General features: G+C 70.3%; 5 protein-coding genes. 3 read left to right on the top strand and 2 right to left on the bottom strand.

The genetic code is table 11. The annotated features are described in order from the left end of the window. The first annotated feature begins 15 nt into the window (after positions 1-15). The 3 genes from ACZ6R9_RS00190 (at position 16) to ACZ6R9_RS00200 (ending at position 4913) form a co-directional block, all read left to right on the top strand. A complete protein-coding gene (locus ACZ6R9_RS00190) occupies positions 16-846 on the top strand; it encodes a purine-nucleoside phosphorylase (protein ID WP_380487047.1) in 831 nt (276 codons plus the stop codon). Between the two features lie 150 nt (positions 847-996). Then, positions 997-2694, top strand: coding sequence for a phospho-sugar mutase (locus ACZ6R9_RS00195; protein WP_465535505.1), 1698 nt, complete (start codon positions 997-999; stop codon positions 2692-2694). 173 nt (positions 2695-2867) lie between these two features. Beyond that, entirely contained in the window at positions 2868-4913 is a 2046-nt protein-coding gene (locus ACZ6R9_RS00200; RefSeq protein WP_465535507.1) for a WD40 repeat domain-containing protein, read from the top strand. A gap of 41 nt (positions 4914-4954) precedes the next feature. Here ACZ6R9_RS00200 and ACZ6R9_RS00205 read toward each other — a convergent pair whose 3' ends face one another. Further along, positions 4955-12208, bottom strand: coding sequence for a polymorphic toxin-type HINT domain-containing protein (locus ACZ6R9_RS00205; protein ID WP_465535509.1), 7254 nt, complete (start codon positions 12206-12208; stop codon positions 4955-4957). Between the two features lie 384 nt (positions 12209-12592). Beyond that, positions 12593-16915 (bottom strand): ricin-type beta-trefoil lectin domain protein, encoded by a 4323-nt coding sequence (locus ACZ6R9_RS00210; protein ID WP_465535511.1) that lies wholly within the window; start codon positions 16913-16915, stop codon positions 12593-12595. Positions 16916-17019: the final 104 nt, after the last annotated feature.

Here is a 17019-nt window from a genome sequence, read left to right on the forward strand (position 1 = left end):
CCTATCCTCGACCCCGTGAACGCATCTCCTCAGACGGTCGTCTCCGCCGACCCCTACGCCGCCGCCCGGGAAGCCGCCGACCGGCTGCGCGAACTCACCGGCGCCGAACGCCACGACGTCGCCCTGGTGATGGGCTCCGGCTGGGTGCCGGCCGCCGACGCCCTCGGTGAGACGCTCGCCGAGTTCCCGGTCACCGAGCTGCCCGGCTTCCCCGCCCCCGCGGTGGCCGGCCACGCCGGCACCATCCGCTCGGTGCGGATGCCCGGCGACGGCGAGCGCCGGGCGCTGGTCTTCCTCGGCCGCAACCACTACTACGAGGGCCACGGCGTGGCCACCGTGGTGCACGGCGTGCGCACCGCCGCCGCGGCGGGCTGCAAGACCATCGTGCTCACCAACGGCTGCGGCGGCCTGCGCCAGGGCTGGACGCCCGGCCAGCCGGTGCTGATCAGCGACCACATCAACCTGACCGCGGACTCCCCGATCGTCGGCGCCAACTTCGTCGACCTCACCGACCTGTACTCCAAGCGCCTGCGCGCGCTGTGCCGCGAGGTCGACCCGTCGCTGGACGAGGCCGTGTACGTGCAGTTCCGCGGCCCGCACTACGAGACCCCGGCCGAGGTCAACATGGCCCGGGTGCTCGGCGGCGAACTGGTCGGCATGTCCACCACCCTGGAGGCCATCGCCGCCCGCGAGGCCGGCGCCGAGGTGCTCGGCATCTCGCTGGTCACCAACCTGGCCGCGGGCATCACCGGCGAGCCGCTCAACCACGCCGAGGTGCTGGAGGCCGGCAAGGCCTCCGCCGAACGGATGGGCGCCCTGCTGGCGAAGGTCCTGGAGCGCATCTGACACCCCGCCCGGGAGACAACTCCCGGACAGCGCAGCACCTCTGACAGAGAATCGGCGCAGGACGGCGGCCATCGGCAGGTTCGGTGGCCGCCTCGCTCAGTTCGCCGCAGCACTGACACTCCTTCCACCCACGTACATGGAGCGGGCCGCATGCCGAAGGCACCCACCACCGACCTCCTCGACCGGGCCCGTGCCTGGCTGGCCGAGGACCCCGACCCGCAGACCCGCGAGGAGCTGGCCGCGCTGCTGGCCGCCGCCGAGGGCCCGGAGGCCGAGGCCGAGGAGCGGATCGCCTGGTCGCGGCTGGCCGAACGCTTCGACGGGCGGCTCCAGTTCGGCACCGCCGGCCTGCGCGGCGAACTCGGCGCCGGCCCGATGCGGATGAACCGCGCCGTGGTGATCCGCGCCGCCGCCGGCCTCGCCGCGTACGTCCGCAACAACCCCGCGCTCGGCGACCTCGTCGTGATCGGCTACGACGCCCGGCACAAGTCGTACGACTTCGCCCTCGACACCGCCGCCGTCGTGGTCGGCGCCGGCCTGCGCGCCGCGATCCTGCCCCGGCCGCTGCCCACCCCCGTCCTCGCGTACGCCATCCGGCACCTGGGCGCGGCGGCCGGCGTGGTCGTCACCGCCAGCCACAACCCGCCGCAGGACAACGGCTACAAGGTCTACCTGGGCGACGGCTCGCAGATCGTCCCGCCCGCCGACGCCGACATCGCCGCCGAGATCGACGCGCTCGGCGCGCTCGCCTCCGTGCCGCGTGCCACCGAAGGCTGGGAGGTCCTCGGCGAGGACGTCCTGGACGCCTACCTCGACCGCGCCGTCTCCGTCCTGGAGACCGACGGCCCCCGCTCGCTCACCACCGTCTACACCCCGCTGCACGGCGTCGGCCGCGACGTGCTGCTCGCCGCGTTCGAACGCGCCGGCTTCCCGGCGCCCACCGTGGTCGCCGAACAGGCCGATCCCGACCCGGACTTCCCCACCGTCGCCTTCCCCAACCCGGAAGAGCCCGGCGCGATGGACCTGGCCTTCGCCACCGCCCGCGCCGCCCGCCCCGACCTGGTCATCGCCAACGACCCCGACGCCGACCGCTGCGCCGTCGCCGTCCCCACCCCCGACGGCGACTGGCGGATGCTGCGCGGCGACGAGGTCGGCGCCCTGCTCGGCGCGGCCCTCGCCGCCAAGGGCGCGAGCGGCGTCTTCGCCACCACCATCGTCTCCTCCACCCTGCTCGGCAAGATCGCCGCGTCGGCCGGCCTCGGCTACGCGGAGACCCTCACCGGCTTCAAGTGGATCTCCCGCGCCGAGGGCATCCGCTACGGCTACGAGGAAGCCCTCGGCTACTGCGTCGACCCCGACGGCGTCCGCGACAAGGACGGCATCACCGCCGCCCTCCAGATCGCCGAACTCGCCGCCGGCCTGAAGCGCGACGGCCGCACCCTCACCGACCTGCTCGACGACCTCGCCCTCGCCCATGGCCTGCACGCCACCGACCAGCTCTCGGTCCGCGTCGAGGACCTCACCGTCATCACCGACGCCATGCGCACCCTCCGCGACAAGCCCCCCGTCACCCTCGCCGGCCTCACCGTCACCCAGGCCGACGACCTCACCGCGGGCACCCCCGACCTCCCCCCGACCGACGGCCTCCGCTACTACCTCACCGGCCCCACCGTCACCTCCGCCCGCATCGTGGTCCGCCCCTCCGGCACCGAACCCAAGCTCAAGTGCTACCTGGAGGCCGTCCTCCCGGTCGCCACCCGCGACGACCTCCCCACCACCCGCGAACAGGCCCACGCCCTGCTCGCCACCCTCAAGCAGGACCTGGCGGCAGCCGCCGGCCTCGCCTGACCATTCGTCACCTCCGCGAAGGGGCCCGGGCAGTAACGCCCGGGCCCCTTCGTAACGCCCTTCGACGAAGCGCCGGGCCGCACTACGATCACCTGACGCTCCAAGCCCGGTCCCACCCGGGTCGCACGCGCACGACAGGTCGTCCAGGCACGAGGCACGGAAGGGGAACGTCGATGGAAGCGCTCTTCGCCGACGGATCGGAAGCCGAAAACCCGGGGGCGGACGATTTCGACCGACGGCAGTCCGCCTACTTCGACGCCGTCCGCCGCGGCGAGGCCGTCGGCGAGCCCGACGCCGACCTGTGGCGGGTGGACTGGGCGACCGGCACCGACCTGGACCCCCGCATGGTCTGGCACCTGCGGGTCGGACCGGTGGTGGCCACCGCCTGGGGCGAGGTAGACGGCCGTCCCGTACTGGCCACCGCCGTCAGAATCGACGAGCAGCCACCGGCCGACCCGAAGCTGCGGCGACACCGCCTGGAGATCCGGGACCTGCTGTCGGGCCAGGTGCGCACGGTGAAGTGCGAGGTTCCCGTCCGCGTCCTGGCCTTCGCACCCGACGCCGCGGAACCGCTGCTGATCTCCGGCCACGAGGACGACACGGTGCGGACGTGGGCCCTCGCGGACCTCGCACACCGACAGACGCTCAAGATCGGCGAAACACCGTCTGACCTGGCGGTACTCGGCTCCGGGCCCGACACCCACCTGCTGGTCAGCACCGGTTGGGGCCACCTCGAGCGGTGGGACGTGGCGACCGGCGCACTGCTGCCTCTCCCACCACTGCCGCCCGTTGACACGATCGGCGCCGGCACCCTCGCGGACGGGACGGTCGTGCTGCCCGTCGAAAGAGACGTCCTGCTGTGGAACCCGAGTGACAACCGAGTACGGCAGCTCCAAGTCCCCGCCGGAATGCTTCCGATCAAAGGCGCCACCGTGTGGCGGTCGGCCGGACGGGAGGTGCTGACTCTTCTCGATGTGCGCAACGTCGTCATCACCATCGACCTGGCGACCGGTCAGCATGTGCGGCTCACGGCACACGAGGACACCTCGCCGGGCGGGTTGACAGTGACCCGGGACGGCAACCCGACCGTGTCAGGGTCCGCCCTCGCGATCCCGGTCAAGTGGCAGGTTCATCTCTGGGATGCACACACCATGCGTCCACTCGGACCTCCCCTCACGGGACCCGTCGCGCAGGCCTCCACCGATGCCGTTTGCTGGAAGGGCCGCGACCTCCTACTGACCTCCTCCGAGCGGGACGGGGTGGTCGCGCTCTGGGACTTGACCGTCCCGGTGGAGCGCGAGCCCGGCCACCGCCAGGGGCTGGCGGCCGTCACCGTCACCGAGCCGGACGGGGTAGTGGTCAGCGCCGACGAGGGCGGAACGCTGGTGGCCCGTCGCGCTGCTGACGGCAGCCTGCTCGTGTCGCCCGTCGCCACGGACATCAAGATGCCCAAGGCCCTGGCCGCCTGGACCGACGGCGACCGCCCGCACGCCGCCACCGGCTACGGGCGCCTCAACGAGCACGAGCCGCTCCTGTACCGCTGGGACTTGGCCGCCGCCGGCCCCTCCGGCGCACCGGTCCGGACCAACAACTCCTTCATCCAATGGATCGTCCACCAGCGCCTGCGCACCGGCGACGCACTCATCGCCCACGGGTTCCAGGACATCGCGATCCTGAGCCCCTCCGACGGATCGCTTCTCGCCAGCGTCCCCCACCGCGTCGGGCAGCTCACGACCGGATTCGCCGTCGGCAAGGTCGGCGGACGCGCGACCGCCGCCCTGTCGTCCTACGCGAAGCCGGCCCGGCTGATCAACCTGGACAACCCGTCGTCCAGGCCGAAGATCCTGCGAGGAACCGAGGGCCACCACGTGCTGGCACTCCTCGACGGCCGGCTCGTCACAGTCCGCTCCGAGCTTCTGACCCACCACCGCGCCACCGCACTCCGCGCCTGGGACCACACCGGGCGGCCCGCAGGGCCGGAGATCGACGGCCCCACCCCCGTCACCGCCGCCGCGGGCCTCACCTGGCCTGAGCTGTACGTTGCCCGCGCCGACAGCACCCTCACGCTCGTCGACCTGAGCACTGGCAAGCCATCGGCCCCGCCACTTCTGCTGCCCGCCCCCGCCACCTGCCTCGCGGCCATCGCCGACGAGGGTGTGGTGGTCGGGTTCGGCCACGACGTCGCACTCGTGCGACCACCGGACCGGAAAGGCTGCTGAAAACGGACCGGGGCACCCCCGAAGGGGCGCCCCGGCTTTAGCTAGAGGTTCCTCGTATACAGTGGCGCCAACTCGTCATAGAAATTCTTTCCGAGCGGCAGTCCATGTTTTCCGAACGCCTCTTCTGCAATTGATTTCAAAGAGCAGAAGTTGCCACCCAGGCTGCGGGTTCTGTAATGCCCGGACAGGGCGTTCATTTCAACAATAATCCCCTCGCTGTTGACCCTGAACTCGCCGGCCAGGTGGACACTCTTTCCCCCCGTCAGCGTGGTATGACCCGCTTGCCCCTTACTCATGACCCCGTTCGCGTCGGACACGGCATGAAGCGAGCCGTCCGTGCGGACCGCGAAGATGTACGTCCCCTCTTCCAGCTTTTCATTCTCGGCCACCTTCCTGGAATTCAGGGCCTTCGAGGGCTTGGGCTGCGGGCTGTTGTCGGTTTCCCCGTCGGGGTGCCCATCTTTGCGATCCGCCTCCCATTCCTTCTTCTCGCAGTTGTGAACGAGAAGCGACGTACCACCCGACTTCACGTAGTAGGTGTGCACGTCCGCGACCGTGAGGTCGTGGGTGACGGCGTCCTGGTGGTAGTTGCGGACCTCCGTGACCGTGACGGTGCTGCCGTCCAGGGACTTGACCTGGTCGCCGGGGGTGAGGTTCTGCGCCTCGGTCCAGCGCTTGGTGGTGATGTCCCACAGGGGGTGGTGCCAGGTGGTGGTGAGGGTGGTGTCGCTGTGCGCGGCCCCGTCGTTCGTTCCCTCGGTGCGGAACTTCAGGTCGGTGAAGTCCCGGTCGCCCAGGGTGGTGATGGTGGCGACCACCGGCTGGGCCTTGGTTTCCCCGGTCTGGGGGTCGGTGGCCTTGACCTGGTCGCCTTCCTGGAGCTGGTCGATGGCCTTTGCGGTGCCGTCGGCCAGTTCGACCGGAGTACCCGCCAGGAAGCTGTGACAGCCCTGCGAACTGGATGACGCTTCGTCGGGTTTCGGTTTCGCGTCCTCGGCGGCTTTGGCTCCTGCCCGTTCGGCCTCGGCCGCCTCGTGCTCGGCCTTGCGGGCCACGGACAGTGCTTCCTCGGCGCCCTTGGCCACGCGTTCGGCGCTGCGGATCGCGTCGTAGGCCTTTTCGCCCTCGCGCCACAGCTTGAACGCCTTGATGCCGACCTTGACGGCCTTGAAGACCTTGGCCCAGGGCACGAAGTTGAGGGCGGTGTTGATGCAGCCCATCACGTCGCCCTTGGTGAAGCAGTCGCGGGCGTCGTTGAAGCCGATCAGGTCGCCGACGACATCGACGATCTTGCTGACCAATTCCTCGCGCGCCTGCTTCGCCTTGGCGAGTGCCTCGTCAGCGGCCTGCTTCTGCCGGGCTGCCTCGTTGGCGGAGTCCTGCGCGGCCTTGCTGGCCGGGCTGGTGGTGGTGCTGCCGTTCCCGGAGCCGCCGCCACCGCCGCCGCCACCACCGCCGCCACCGCTGGAGGTGGGAACGGGGTTGACGCCGTGGCAGTAGCCGTCGTCCAGGACCTGGCAGGTACCGCTCGGGTCGGAGCCATCGATCGGGTTGTTGTTGGCGTACGCGTAGCCGTTCCAGGACTGTGGATCGGAGGCGTCGAACAGCGGGTCGATGGAGAGGAAGCGTCCGGTGGACGGGTCGTACTGGCGGGCTCCGAGGTTGGTGAATCCGGTGCCTTCGATGGTTCCGCCGACGAAGCCCCGGTCGCCGGCCCAGACTCCGCTGCCGGGCTGGGTGCCGCGGGCGTTGCCGAAGGGGTCGGTGGGGCGTCGGACCGCGGTCAGGCCGGCGGCGTCCATCTGTACGCCGTTGGTGCCGTGCGGGTCGGCGGCCTGGTAGTTGAGCGTCGTGCCGCCGGTGTCGACGGTGCTGCGGGCGATGGTCAGGCCGCCCGGAGCGGCGTAGTAGCGGACGGCGGACAGCTTGTGGGTGGCGGTGTCGAGGGTGACCTCGTCGGTGCCGAGGCGGAGGGTGGTCTTGCCACCAGTGCGGCGGACGAGCTGGCTGCCCTCCACGCCGTAGACGTAACTGGTGTCACCGGAGGCTCCGGTGTCGTGCACCTTGGCGAGCTTGCCCTGGTTGTTCCAGGTCAGGGTCTTGGTGCCCGAGGTGTCGGTGAGGGAAGTGGTGTTGCCGCTCGCGTCGTAGGTGGACGTGACGACCTTGCTGGTGCCGTTCACGCTCGTGGTGGAGGTGAGCAGCGCGTGCGGTCCGCCGGTGCCGCCGCCCGTGGCCGGGTCGGTGCTGGGGGTGTTGGGGCCGGTCGCGAAGGTCTGGTCGATCTGCTTGTCCTTGACGACCGCGCCGGTGGTGTCGTGCTGGACCAGCTTCTTGCGGTTGCCGGTCAGATCGTAGGAGTAGGACTGCCAGTACGGGGCCGGGCCGCCGATCCGGGAGCCGGCGGTGAGCGCCGTCGGTTCGGTGGCGTTGGTGCACCCGCCGATGCCCTGCACCGAGGGTGCCTGGGCGCTGGTGGTGGTGCCGGTGTCGGTCCATGCCGCGCTGAGCCGGCCGAGGTAGTCGTAGGTGAAGCACTGCAGGTCGGTGTTGACACCGTCCTGGACGGTCTTCACCGACGTGATGGACCCCATCTGGTTGTAGGTGTAGTCCGTGACGTCCACGTGGGTGGTGGCCGTGGTCTGCTTGTCCAGGGTGGACCGCACGACGTGGCCGGTGGCCGGGTCGTACTGCTGGGTGGAGACGACCTGCTTGCCGGCCTTGCCGATGGTGGTGCGGGTGGCATGGCCGAACCGGTCGTACTGCATGTCCTGGACGTAGTAGTCCAGACCGCTGGAGGTCTGGAAGTTGCCGTCGATGTCGAAGGAGTTTCCGACCGTCTCGGCCTTCAGACCGGCGATGGCCGGCAGCTTGGTGCTCTCCAGCAGACCGAGGACGCTGGAGTAGCCCATGGACAGGGTGTAGGTGCCGGCCAGCTCGGTCTCGCCCGGGATCGACGGGATCGTCATCGACGTCCCGGTCGGCCGGTAGTTGAGGTCGTATCCGGTGACCTTGCTGACGTACCCGACCCTCCCGCCGCCGTTCGGCGCGTCGGCGTAGGCGGTCGACGAGTCGGGCTTGCCCAGGACCAGCCCGTCGTACGTCCACGACGCGATCTTCTTGCTCGCGTCCGTGGTGTCGGTGCCGTCGAACTGCGCGACCTGACGGCCCAGCAGGTCGTAGGTCACGCTGGTCGACTTGCCGCGCGCGTCGGTGGTGCTGGCGACGTGCCCGGCCTTGTCGTAGACCGTTGTCGACGTGCCGGAGTCCGGGTCGGTCGAGCTGGTCGGCTGACCGAGCTGGTCGTAGCTGTAGGTCCACCGGTGCGGCGGGTTGCTGCTGTCCTGCCGCCAGCTCGGCCGGCCGAAGATGTCGTACCCGAAGGTTGTCGTGTCGTAGGCGCCGGTCGGGGTGTTGGACTTGTACTGCCGGGCCTCGACGACGGCGCCGGTCGCGTCACTGATCGACGCGGTGGCGAAGCCGCCGGGCGGCGGGGTGGTCTCGACGCGGTCGGCGCCCAGGTAGGACGTCGTGCTGCGCCACTGCTCGTGACCGTAGGAGACGAACTTGCTGGCGGTGACGCGACCGAGGCCGTCGTAGTCGTTCCAGGTCTGGGTCGCGACCTCGGAGTCCTGCGGGAGGTAGACGACCGGGACCGGGCCGGAGTCCGCGTTGTAGTACGACGGGGTGGACTTGATCTGCCAGCCGTGGGAGTCGAAGGTCGACTCGGAGATGAGGCGGCCGACCTGCCCGGAGGCGGGCATCGACTGCGACTGGCGGATGCGGCCGAGACCGTCGAAGATCTGCAGGCTCTTGCTGTAGGTGGTGTCCTCGCGGATGCTCTCGCTGGTGACGATCGACGGGGACGCCACGCCGTTCAGCGCGTACGTGAACTTGCGGTTCGGGGCTTCGTTGCCGTTGACGTCGGCCGGGTCGCGGCCGGGGAGCCAGACCGCGGTGAGGCGGCCGAGGGCGTCGTAAGTCTCCAGCGTGACGCGGCCGTTCTCGTCGGTCGCCTTGGTGGGCAGGCCGCGAGCGGGGTCGATGTCGTGGGTGGACTTCCAGCCGAGCGGGTTGGTGACCTCGACCTTCGAGGGCAGCTCACCGGTGGCGGGGGTGTACACGGTGGTGGTGGTGGCGCCGCCCGGGTGGGTGGCGTCGGTGCGGTTGGGGTCGGTGGTCGAGACCTGGCGGCCGTAGCCGTCGTACTGGGCCTTGGCGGTCACCCGGTAGGTGGGCGTGTTGCCCGCGCCGTAGGACTCCAGGACGCGGGTCTCGGTCTGGTCGGCCTTGTCCCCGATGGTGCCGAGCGCCTGGCCGTCGTAGAGGGTCAGGGCGTCGGCGATGGTGTTGTCCTTGGTCGGCGTCTGCCCGCAGGCACCGGCCAACGTCAGGACCCGGGAGGGCAGTTCGGCCAGCGCCGGGTTGGTGCCGGAGGCGTAGGTGATCGCGGTGCACTGACGCTGCGGCAGCCCGCTGAGCGAGGTGTCGCCGAGGACGTCCGTGGTCAGGAGGCGTCCGACGTGGTCCTCGTCGTAGGTGGCGTTGCGCTCGGTGGTCCGCCAACTGCCGTCGGAGAGCAGCGAACGGGTCTGCACCTTGGCGGTGTTGAGGTACCGGGCTGTGACCTTCGGGAGGTTGTTGGGCTGGGTGTGGGTCGCGGTGATCTTCGACATCCACGGGGTGGTCAGCTCGCCGCCGACGACCTTGGCGTCCGCCGCGTCCGATTCGAAGTTCTGGGTCTCCCGGACGAATCCGGCCAGTTCCTCGGCGTCGGTGATGGTGCCGCCCCAGCTGTCGGCCACCTGCCCGCCCATGCCGCGCAGGAAGGTGGTCGTGGACTTGGTCCTGGGACCGTCCGAGCCGGAGCCCGTGGTGGTGGTGACGGTCTGGTAGCCGCGGAAGTTGTCGTAGGTGCGGGTGTCGTCGTCCGCGAACTCGGAGTCGTTGCGGTGCCAGGCCGCGCCGCCGCCGTAGCTGTACTGGGTCTCCTTGGCCACGGTGGCGCTGGTGACCAGCGACGCCTCGGAGATCGAGGAGACCAGGTACTTGTGGAACCAGTCGTCGATGGGCTTGGTGTCGTACGGCGAGCCCGGCGGCACCCACTTCACCGGCATGCAGGCCTTGGTGTTCCCGGCCTCGGAGGTCGGCAGGGTGTTGTTGAGCCGGGAGCACTCGACGGGCTTGTAGGTGACGGTGATCCGGCCACCGGTCTCGGTGGTGATCTCCTTCATCCGGGGGCGGTTGAACTGCGAGACCGCCGGGACGAGGCCATCGACCCGGTTGGGCATCTGCGCGGCCGTGAAGGACACGGCGGGCAGCGTGATGTCGGCCTGGCCGTTCTTGCCGGTGCGCTGAATGGAGTTCAGCCACAGGGTGGGAGCGGTGTTGTCACCCGGGTCGGAGAACACCTGGTTGAGTGCCCAGGAGTCCACCACGCGGGCGGCGCCGCCCACGTACACGGTGGTCTCGACCTTGGTGAGTCGCTTGGAGGTCCAGAACGAGGGGCCGTAGTTGGTGCAGGCGCCGGACGAGGCGCAGGCCTGGTCGAGCGGGGTGTCCGGCCAGGAGGACTGGTTGGCCACCACGCGCTGGGCGTCGCTGCAGGTGATCGAGCCCGAGGCGAAGCAGCGCTCCGCGGTGCTGAAGGTGATCTTCGCCGCGGGGTTGCCGGCGCCCTTGGACGCGATCTGGTCCGACAGCCGCAGGCCGTACTGGATCTCCGCGACGGTGGAGTACCGGTCGTACGCGGTGCGGGTGCCGGTGCCGTTGTTCTGGCCGCCGCCGCGCGCGTAGTTGTTGGACTCCTTCGCGTACTTGTACTTGATCAGGTTGCCGTGGAGATCGACGATGTGGTCGAGGTTCCACTGCCAGCCCATCTGGCACCAGGACGCCAGACCGGTGGAGGCGCTGTAGCAAGGGTCTCCGGCGTGCGGATGGTACACCGGCACGGTGTTGACCGAGTCGGTGGCCGGGTCGGTACCGTCGCCACCGGGCAGGTGGTTGGCGCCGAAGTAGTACTGGGTGCCGTCGGTGGTGGTGACCTTGAAGCCCTCGCCGTTCCAGGCCCCGTTGTTCAGGCCGGTCAGCGGGGTGATCCGGGTGCCGTCGTCGCCCTGCAGACGCAGTTCGCCGGTGGTGTCGTCCTTGACCACCAGGCCGGCGTGGCCGGCCAGGTTGAGCTGGAGCGACTGCCCGGCCCAGCACTCGTCGCCGGACATGTCGATGCCGGACTTGGCACACGGCTTGTACGAGCGGGAGATCGAGCCGGCCGAGTAGTCCCAGCCGTCACCGACCCAGCCGGACTGCGAGTTGTTGGCCGCGGTCCGGCCGTCCACCGACGAGGAGTCGTAGCCCAGCATCACGCTGGGCGCGGCCCCGCCGACCGCGGTCGGCATGTCGAAGGTGTAGGAGTAGGTGAAGTTGCCGGAGCCGGAGCCGGCGCTCCAGGCCGCGGACGGGCTGATCGGCGTCGCCGCGTAGGAGCCCGACGGGCCGGAGGAATCGGTCTGCAGGGACAGCACCAGCGCGCCCGAGGACGCGGTGGAGTTCTGCTCGACGAACCCGGCCTGCACGACAGCCCCGGTGGAGCCGCCCTCCAGCGCCGCGTGCGTCGTGCCGGCGGCGGGGGCCTCGGGCAGTTGCACGTCGGCGGTCAGTTGGCCCGACAGCTGCTCCAGGGTGGACGGCACCGGGGAGCTGGTGCGGCACTCCGGCTTGTCCGGCGTGGTGAGCGCGCACTCGGGCAGCCGCACCAGCCGGGCCCGGTCGGACCACATCGCGTTGCCGGTCAGCGCCCTGACGTCCAGTGAGACCTGGAACTTGTGCCCGGCCCTGGCCGAGCCGCCGGCCCCTTCGACCCTGACCACCGGACCGGTCGAGCCGGCGGCCTTGGCCTTGCCTTCGTCCAGCAGGTCGACCTTGACGGACGGCGTGCCGGCGGCCGCGTCCTTCGCGGTGCCGAGGTCGGCCAGGAACACCGGCAGGTCGCCGGCCCGGACCTGGGCCTTGCCACCCGCCGCCGGGGCGGCCCCGCCGCCCAGCCGGCGGGCCGCCAGCTGCTCCTCCGACACGTCGGCGACCTGGACGGTCGCCGAACCGGGCTTCGCCGGAGCCGCGGCGGACTTCTTCCACTCCTTCGGCACGCCACCGCCGGGGGTGGCATTGATCTTTCCCTCGTTCCGTCCGTGCACCGATTCCGTCTGCTGCAGCGGCGTGCTGGGCGGAACCCACACCTTCGGAGCCTTCTCGGCGAACGCCGGTGGCGCGCCGAGCAATGACCCTGTCACGGCCATGAGCGTCAGCACCCCTATCGCCCGGTACCGGCCTTTCAGCCGGCGCCGGAGCGGGGTGCGTGCTCGCTGTGCCCCCATCTCTGTCTCCCCAATTCAGGTGGGACCACGCACAAAAGACGCCCCGTCAGGCAAACAGGGCGTCATGGAGCATGTGCAGTGGTCTGCACTGAAACTAAGGATTGACGGGTCACCAACACCAGCCCCGGACAGTCAAATTGACCATCCCGTTACAAGGCTTTGAGACACCGCCGCCATATCGGAGGAAAGTGCGCCTGAAACCGCCCCGGTGGAATTCACCCGAACAATTCCCGGGCATATTTCCGAGGCGGTGGGAGCCGGCCGAGGGCGCTGGAGAGCCCTCGGCCGGGCCTGTTCGGCTGTCCGTCAGGCGACCGCCCCCGAGCGCCAGCGCTGCGCGTAGGACTGGTTGCAGTCCCAGATCTGCAGCTGCGTTCCGTTGGCGATGTTTCCGTTCGGCATGTCCAGGCAGCGGCCGGACATCGGGTTGAAGAGCGATCCGTCGGCGCGGAAAACCCACTGCTGGGCGGGGTTGCCGTCGCAGTTCCACAACTGGATCTTGACGCCGTTGCCGGTGGCGGCACCGGTGACATCGAGACAGCGGCTGAGGATCTTGATGGTGCCGTTCGGCTGCGCGGTGGCCTTCTGGGCGGTGCTGTCGCTGCAGTCCCAGACCTGGATCGCGGTGCCGTTGGCGTCCACGGAGCCGTTGGCGTCGAGGCACTTGTCGGCACCGACGGCGGTCGGCAGGTCGGCCACCAGCCGGCCGGTGATGCTGCCGGGGTTGGTCGGGACGTCGTACACGACGGCGTCGCTGATGTTCCCGTCGAACGAGGCGGCGTACCCGCCGGCGTTCTGGTAGTTGCCGATCACCAGCGGCGCGTTGTAGCCGAACTTGCCGCTGTGGACGGCGCTTCCGGCGAGCATGCCGTTGACGTACAGCGTCATCACGCCGGTGCCGGCGTTGTAGCTGGCGGTCAGCCGGTCCCAGCGGTCCTGCTGGAAGCGGGCGGCGCTGGTGCCGCTGGACGAGGTGGTGTCGTAGCTCTTGCTCGTGTTGTCGCTGGTGGCCATCGAGAAGTGCCAGTTGTTGTCCTGGTCGGGGCCGAGGGTGAAGCCGCTGGAGGCGGTGCCCTTGGTGGACAGGACCGGGCCCTGCTTGCTGCCGTCCGCGGTGCCGGGCTTGGCCCAGACGCTGACGGTGAAGGACTTCGAGGTGTCAATGGTGAGGCGGCCGGTCTGGGTCGCCGAGTAGTCGATCACCGAACCGGAGTCGACTCCGCTGCTGTTCTTGCCGGCGAAGTGCGCGACGGTGGTGCTCTTGCCGTTGACCGTGTCGGTCGGGAAGGTGACCGCCGAGCTGGCCGTCATCGGGTACCGGCCGTACACGTCTGTGACGGCGGCATTGTCGAGCTTGACCCGGCCGAGCGCGCGGCGGGTGTCGCCCTGGTCGGCCGGGGTGCTGCCGAAGCCGGTGACCATGGTGGAGCCGGTGGCTGCGGCACCGGGCCAGACCTTGAGGTGGTTGGCCGCGTCGAGGGCCCACAGGTCCGGCAGGCCGTCCTTGGTGGCGTCGCCGCTGGAGCCGAGCTGCGGGTAGGCGGAGACGGTGAACTTCTGCGTGCCGACCACCCGGGCCTTGCTGGTGGGGTCGGCCAGGTTGCCGAAGTCCAGGAAACCTCCGGCGTTGAGCTTGATGTCGTGGGCGCGGATGGTGCCGTCCGTCTTGTCCCGGGTCCACAGGGTGGGCTGGGCAGTGCCGGAGGCGGCACCGGGGTTGATCAGCTCGTAGTTGCTCCAGTCGGCGCCGGAGACCTTGAGCGCGGGCGCGTTGACCTTGTTGGTGGGCTCGGTGCGGTAGAGCCACAGGTTGCCGCCCTCGACCGTGAGGATCGAGGTCTGGTTGATGGTGGTCAGGGAGTCGTTGTCGTTGAGGCCGGCGTTCAGCGAGCCGAGCGAGACCACCTGGGTCAGCCCGGTCCAGGTGCTGTTCCACCCCGCGGGCGCCGCGGTGAGCGGGGCGCCGTCGAGGCCGACCCAGGACGTCGGCTTGGGCAGGAGCACGGGTGCCTTGAAGGTGCCGTCTCCGTTGTTCTGGTACAGGTACAGGTTCTTGGCCAGGGACGTCCCGCCCGAGGGGGTGGCGCTGGTCCAGACGACGGCGTCATCCACGGCGGCGGGCATCTCACGCAGGGCGCCCAGGTGGGTGGTCCTGACGGTCACCCCGGCGGCCGGGTCGCTCTTCCAGCTGGTGCCGCCGGGCGCGAGGCCGAGCGGAGCCGCCTGGGAGGTGGTCGCGTCACTGTCCAGGCCGACGACCCGCAGGTTGCCGAGGTCGTCGGGGAGCAGGATGTCGCCGCGGCCGTCGGCGTTGAGGTCACCGGGGGTGCCGGTGCCGATGCTCGGGTCCCAGGGGGCGTAGAAGGTGTACGGCATGGGCTGGCTGTAGTTGCCGGCCACGTCCATCGCCTGCACGAACAGGGTGTTGGTGCCCCAGGTGGTCGGGGTGAACGGGAAGGTGCCGGAGGAGCCCTTGACCACACCGTTGTTGTTCGGGACACCCGCGGCGTCGCAGGACCAGCCGGTGACGGCGGTCGGGTCGGTGCTCCAGCGGATGCAGGCCACGCCCGAGGCACCGAGGCCCGGGCCGGGCGCCGGGTCCTGGGCGGCGACCGTGAAGCTGCCGGCCTCCCGGACCTTCTTCTTCGGGAGCGCGCCGATCGTGCCGCTGGCCGGGAAGTCGGTGGAGGCGATGCTCACCTGCGGCGGGGTCTTGTCGACGCGGAAGTAGCACCACGGCGTCTCGCCGGACCGCAGCTGGGTGTCGTCACCGTAGGCGTTCCAGCCGTACTGGTGACCGTCCGCCAGCCCGCCGACCGCCACCGGGGCAGGACCGTAGCTGCCACCCCCGGTGGTGCTGGGGTACAGGTGGGGAGCCGTGCTGTCGGTGTCGTCCCAGAGGTGGTACTTCGCCGTCACGGTGGCGCCGATCGGCGACCAGATGTTGGCGGTCAGGTAGATGTTCTGGTTGGCGCCGACCCAGCCGGGCTGGTACCACGCGTAGCCGCCGCCCGGGGTCTGGCAGTCGTTGCCCTGGGTGCCGAGGGCCGGGTCGTTGACGAAGCCGGGCTGCGGCGTGGTGCGCGGCCACCAGATGGTGGGCGCGATGTCGTACTTCGTGACGATGTACGGGTCGGAGCTGAGGTGGTGCCGCAGTGCCTTGTCGTACTCGTCGTCGGCGGAGAACCCGATCGTCCAGTTCGGATACTTGCCGTTGACGATCAACTGCATCCAGCTCTTGACGTCATAGCTCAGCCGGCCGGTGTTGGTGACGTCGGAGTTGCCGACCCAGGTGCAGCCGGCCATCTTGCCGTTGGTGCCGCAGGGCTGGTTGTTCCAGGTGGTGGTGCCCTGGAAGGCGGGCGTGCTGTAGAGGTTGATCGTCGACTTGGTGTCGGGCGCGGCAGCGCTGGTCACGTCGACGAACAGGGTGGCCTCGTTGACGGTCGCGGTGCCGTGACTGCCGCCCTCGAACAGCCCGTCGGGGGTGGACATCTGGTAGTAGGCGCGGTAACGCCCGTAGCCGGTGCAGTCGGAGTAGCCGCAGTAGCCGACGCCGAGGTTGCTGAGCGTGTTGACGTTCGCGGTGTCCGGGTGGTTCTCCTGGACCTGCGCGTTGATCTGGGGGTGGTTGGTGATGCTCTTGTCCGGGTCGAGGTACCAGGGCCCGGTGCCCTTGCCGAAGGTGGCCGGGTCCGGGGTGAGCACCAGTTCCGTGTCGCTGACGGAGACCCCGATGGTGGAGACCACGGCGCCCGTGCCGGGTGCGTCCGGGGTCGAGACGTCGGCCGTGGCCGTCGCCCCGGCGGCGGGTGCGGCGAACATCGATTTCGGCTGCGTCGCGCCCGGGTTCGCCAGCGGGGACGGGGCGGGGGCGGTGCTGGAGTCCCACTGGAACGGGGTCGGCGCGTGGACGCGCACATTGCCCTGGGCGTCCGTGAACGAGATGTTGCCCGCGGCGTCGGCGCTGGCCTTCATGCCGGTGGTCTGCAGCGGGAAGTGCAGGCTCTTCAGCCGCGGGTCGGCGGCGGCCTGTGCGGTCTTGACGACGATCACGTCCCGCCAGCCGCCGTCCGGATGAGCGGTCACCCGCAGGTCCACGTCGGGCAGCACGGAGGCGTAGACGGCCGTGGCTCCGTCCAGCGTCGGCGTGGGCAGCGGGAACGGCGAGCTGATCGACATCGAGACGCCGTCGGCGCCCGTGGCCATCGCCAGCGGGCCGCTGCCGCCGCCGGAGAGCACCAGGTCCGCACCGGTCAGGGCCGGGGACACGGTGCCGTTGGCGTTGCGGTGCAGGGTCGCGTCGAGGGTCTGCCAGGAGCCGTTGCGCTTGGTCCGGACGTCCTGCGCGTGGGCCTCCGAATGCAGCGACCGGCCGTCGGTGTCGGCGAAGACCTCGGTGGTCTCGTTCGTCATCGAGTCGATCCGGACCGGCTTCCCGGTCTGACTGGCCTGCTGGAGGGCGGCCCGGATCGCCTTGGTGTGCTCGCTCTCGGCCGGTGGCGGGGCGGTCTCCGTGCCGCCGGTGGGCGTCGGCACGGGCGCCGGGTCCGCGGCCCAGGCGGCCGGGGAGGAGAGGGCGGTGAGCACGAGCGCCGTGGCCGCGGCCACCGTCGCCCGGCCGAGCACGCCTCTCCCGTCGGATCGAGTACCCCGTCTGCGGTTTCTCAATGGGGTCGTATCGGACATGGCGTGCGCGGTCTCCCTCCCAGCAGCCCACCCCCCACGGACAG

The organism is Kitasatospora sp. NPDC048662 (genome assembly GCF_055587065.1).

Coding starts and splice junctions, on each gene's coding strand:
- ACZ6R9_RS00205 (WP_465535509.1), bottom strand. CDS start 12,208: ATGGCCGTGACAGGGTCATTGCTCGGCGCGCCACCGGCGTTCGCCGAG.
- ACZ6R9_RS00195 (WP_465535505.1), top strand. CDS start 997: ATGCCGAAGGCACCCACCACCGACCTCCTCGACCGGGCCCGTGCCTGG.
- ACZ6R9_RS00200 (WP_465535507.1), top strand. CDS start 2,868: ATGGAAGCGCTCTTCGCCGACGGATCGGAAGCCGAAAACCCGGGGGCG.